Here is a 3,967-nt window from a genome sequence, read left to right as displayed (position 1 = left end):
TAAAGATGAAGAAGATAGAAAGGCTAGAGTAGAAAAAGCTTTATTGGATGTTGGGCTACTCCCAGAATTTGCTAGTCGTTTTCCTCATGAATTTTCAGGGGGACAAAGACAAAGGATTGGAGTTGCTAGGGCGTTAATTATGGAACCAGAGTTTATAATTGCCGATGAACCTATATCTGCTTTAGATGTTTCTATTAGAGCACAAGTTTTAAATTTGTTAGCCAAACTTCAAAAGCAAAAGAACTTAACTTATTTATTTATAGCTCACGATCTATCAGTAGTAAGATTTATTACAGATAGATTAGCAGTAATTCATAAAGGCAAAATAGTAGAACTAGCCGAAACTGAAAAATTATTTAACAATCCTTTGCATCCTTATACTAGAGCATTGCTATCTGCTATTCCCTTACCAGATCCAATCAAAGAGAAACAGAAAGTATTAAAAATCTATGATCCAAACTGTCATAATTATGATGAAAATCCTCCTAAATGGATAGAAATAGAAACAGGTCATTTTATATTGGCTAATGATGAAGAAATAGAAGACTATATAAAAAGGTTAAACAAAATTTAATGGAGGGATATGATGAGGAAATTAGCTATTATTAAAGAAACCATAGGACCTTTAAAGCAGAAAATCGGATTCGAAAAGGAAGCTGTAGATGAATCTATCTTTGGAAGATTAGTTACCATATTAAAGGAAGAGAAGAATAATTGGTATTATGTAGAGACTGATTATAGATATAAAGGATTTATTCATGGTGATTATTTATTAATAGATAATAATAAAGCAGAAAAATGGGATAGAGAAGCTAATTATGTAATAACTTGGGGCATTGTAGATGTAATGAAAAAGCCAAAATATCAAAGTTATAGCATTAAACTTTTAACAAGGGGAGCAATAATAAAATTGACTGGTAGGATTAATAAAAATTGGTTAGAAGTTATTTTGCCAACCGAAGAAAAAGGATGGATTAGAAAGGAGTTAATAGGAAAGAGAACTAGACAGGATATAGATATGAAAGAAAGTAGTCTACGCAAAAAAATAGTAAAAACAGCTCTTACATATTTAGGTACTCAATATAGATGGGGTGGGAAAACCCCTTTAGGCATTGATTGTTCTGGGCTTACCTCCATATCATATTTAATCAATGGTATCATTATATATAGGGACTCCCAAATAAAAGAAGAATTTGGAATGAAAAGAATATCTAGAGATGAAATGGGACTAGGAGATCTGCTATATTGGCCTGGTCATGTAGCCATGTATATTGGAAAGGATAGATATATCCACTCCACTGGGGCTGCAGGAGGAGTGGTAATCAATAGTTTAAATCCTGAACATAAGGACTATAGAGAAGATTTAGCAGATATAAAAGAAATAGGGACTGTGTTTTAGACCTGCTTTTAGTAGCAGGTTTTTTGTATTTTTGCATCAATATTGAAAAATAAGAGATACTATAATAAAATTAAATTAATATAGTAAGGAAAAGAGGATAGTATGAAGAATTTATATTTATATATATTGTTAGGATTAATTATTATTTTAACTGGTTGTACTAATAGAGAGGAACTTTCAGATAAAAACAGCCAACAAGAATATTTACCAGATAAAGAAACAAAGCCAGTAGAAGAAGTAGAGGATAAAGATGAGATTCAAGATATAATAGATAATATGACTTTAGAAGAAAAAATAGGTCAGTTAATGGTAGTGGGATTAAATGGAAATACAATAGATGATCACACTTTGGTAATGCTGAAAAAATATCACATAGGTGGATTTGTTTTATTTAAATATAATATTTCAAATGTAAATCAAACTCTAGAATTATTAAATGATTTAAAAAGAGCTAATTCTACAAATCCAATACCTTTGTTTTTATCTATAGATGAAGAAGGAGGTAAGGTATCAAGGCTTCCTGATTCTTTTTTAAAACTTCCACCAGCTAAAAAAATAGGAGATATAAATGATAAGGATATTTCATTAGAATATGGTAAAATAATAGGAAAGCGATTAAAATCTTTAGGATTTAATATGAACTTTGGACCAGTATTGGATGTAAACTCTAATCCTAAAAATCCAGTAATAGGAGATAGGGCTTTTGGTTCTACAACAGAAACAGTAATAGGTAATGGAATATTAGTTATGAATGGAACAAGGTCGGAAAATATTATTTCTGTTGTAAAGCATTTTCCAGGCCATGGAGATACCAATACAGACTCTCATAAAGATCTACCCGTTATAAATAAAGAATTAAAAGAATTGAAAGAACTTGAATTAGCTCCATTCATAAAAGGGATAGAACAAGAGACAGATGGTATAATGATAGGGCATATACTTTTTCCTAAATTAGATAATAAATATCCTGCTACTATGTCAATAGAGGTTATTACAAAATTGCTTAGAGAAAGACTATCCTATGAAGGACTAATAATATCTGACGATATGACTATGGGTGCCATAATAAAAAACTATAATATAGAAGAAGCAGCGGTAGAATTTTTAAAAGCGGGAGGTGATCTATTATTAATATGTCATGGTTATGAAAATCAGATAAAAATAATTGAAAAAATAAAAGAAGAAATTGAAAAAGGTACTATTTTAAAAGAAGAATTAGATGAAAAGTTATATAGAATTTTAAAATTAAAAGATAAATACAATTTGAAAGATAACTTAATTGATGAAATAGATATAGATTCAATAAATTTTGAGACGGAAGAATTATTAAATAGAATATACAGATGAAATAGAAAGGGTTGATATTTTGCCATATAAAAATATTTTAGAAAGAGCCGGTGATAGAGTCATGTCTATGGCTGAGCTAATGGAAGACAATAGTTTTAAAAAGATACCAAGAAATAAAATTGAGTATTTTATAGATGAATCCATAAATATAGGAAATGAAACAGCTAATAATTTTTTAAATAAATATAGCTCTATAGAAGGAATTTGTGAACATAAAAAGATTGAAATTAAAATAGAAACTGAAGAGTATGATTTTGAAACCGTAAGACTAAGGGGAGAATATAAGGAAGGTAAAGAAAAGATAATAATGTATAAAAGATCTATGAAAAGAATGGAAGAAGCATATAAAAAATTAGGAATGGATTTTTTAAATTATGATAATATCTACAAAATATTGTTGGCTCATGAATTATTCCACTATATAGAATCAAAAGAAATAGGAAAGATTTATGAAAAACTGGAACAGATATATGTAATCAAATTAGGACCTTTAAAAAGATTATTTCCTATACAAAAGACTAGTGATATTGGAGCGAATGTATTTGTAAAACATGTTTTAGATTTATCTTTTAATCCTAAAATTCTTAATTATCTTTACTTTTGGGGTTCAGGTCTTGTAGATAAGAATAGAATATTGAATTATTTAGATGAGCTAGATGAGAATTTAATGTATCTAAGTTAGTAATCTTTACAGTCAAGGAGGTATTTAGATGAAAAAAGTTGTAGGAATTGATTTAGGTGGTACTAGTATTTATGGTGGTCTTATTAATGAAAAAGGTGAAATATTGACAAAAGTTAGTAAAGACACAGGATCACAAGGTGGGAGAAAAATTGTTTTAAATAAAATAAAAGAAACAATAAAAGAACTAATAAAGGATATAAATGTGGAAGCTATAGGATTAGGTTCTCCTGGTTTTATAGATGTAACCCAAGGTAGAGTATTAACTATAGGCGGGAATATAAAGGATTGGGCAGGAACTAATATAAAAGAAGAATTGTCTGTAGAGTTTAAAAAAATCCCAATATTTATAGGAAATGATGCCAATGTAGCAGCTATTTGTGAAGAATGGTTAGGAGCAGCTAAAGGATTAGATAGTTTTATTATGTTGACTTTAGGTACAGGAGTTGGAGGTGCTATTTTTTCTAAAGAATTTGGCATTTGGCATGGTAAGAATTCCCAAGGAGCAGAATTGGGACATGCTATCCTTTATCCTAATGGTA

5 protein-coding genes are annotated in these 3,967 nt (G+C 29.2%); all 5 read left to right on the top strand.

Going from position 1 to position 3,967, the window contains the following annotated elements; translation table 11 throughout:
- Nucleotides 1–574: ABC transporter ATP-binding protein (locus VK998_RS10815; protein WP_325228180.1), on the top strand; the 574-nt coding region annotated here is incomplete at its 5' end.
- A gap of 12 nt (nucleotides 575–586) precedes the next feature.
- The gene (locus VK998_RS10810) at nucleotides 587–1,399 is read left to right on the top strand and encodes a C40 family peptidase (protein ID WP_325228178.1); all 813 of its coding nucleotides are present in this window, start codon (nucleotides 587–589) and stop codon (nucleotides 1,397–1,399) included.
- A gap of 102 nt (nucleotides 1,400–1,501) precedes the next feature.
- Nucleotides 1,502–2,746, top strand: a complete 1,245-nt coding sequence (gene nagZ, locus VK998_RS10805; RefSeq protein ID WP_325228176.1) for a beta-N-acetylhexosaminidase — start codon at nucleotides 1,502–1,504, stop codon at nucleotides 2,744–2,746.
- 19 nt (nucleotides 2,747–2,765) lie between these two features.
- A complete protein-coding gene (locus VK998_RS10800) occupies nucleotides 2,766–3,428 on the top strand; it encodes a hypothetical protein (RefSeq protein WP_325228173.1) in 663 nt (220 codons plus the stop codon).
- 28 nt (nucleotides 3,429–3,456) lie between these two features.
- On the top strand, nucleotides 3,457–3,967 hold a 511-nt coding region (locus tag VK998_RS10795), incomplete at its 3' end, for an ROK family protein (RefSeq protein WP_325228170.1).

The organism is Schnuerera sp. (assembly GCF_035459645.1).
In the GTDB taxonomy this organism is placed as follows: domain Bacteria; phylum Bacillota; class Clostridia; order Tissierellales; family Tepidimicrobiaceae; genus Schnuerera.
This window is presented reverse-complemented; position numbering and strand designations above follow the sequence as displayed.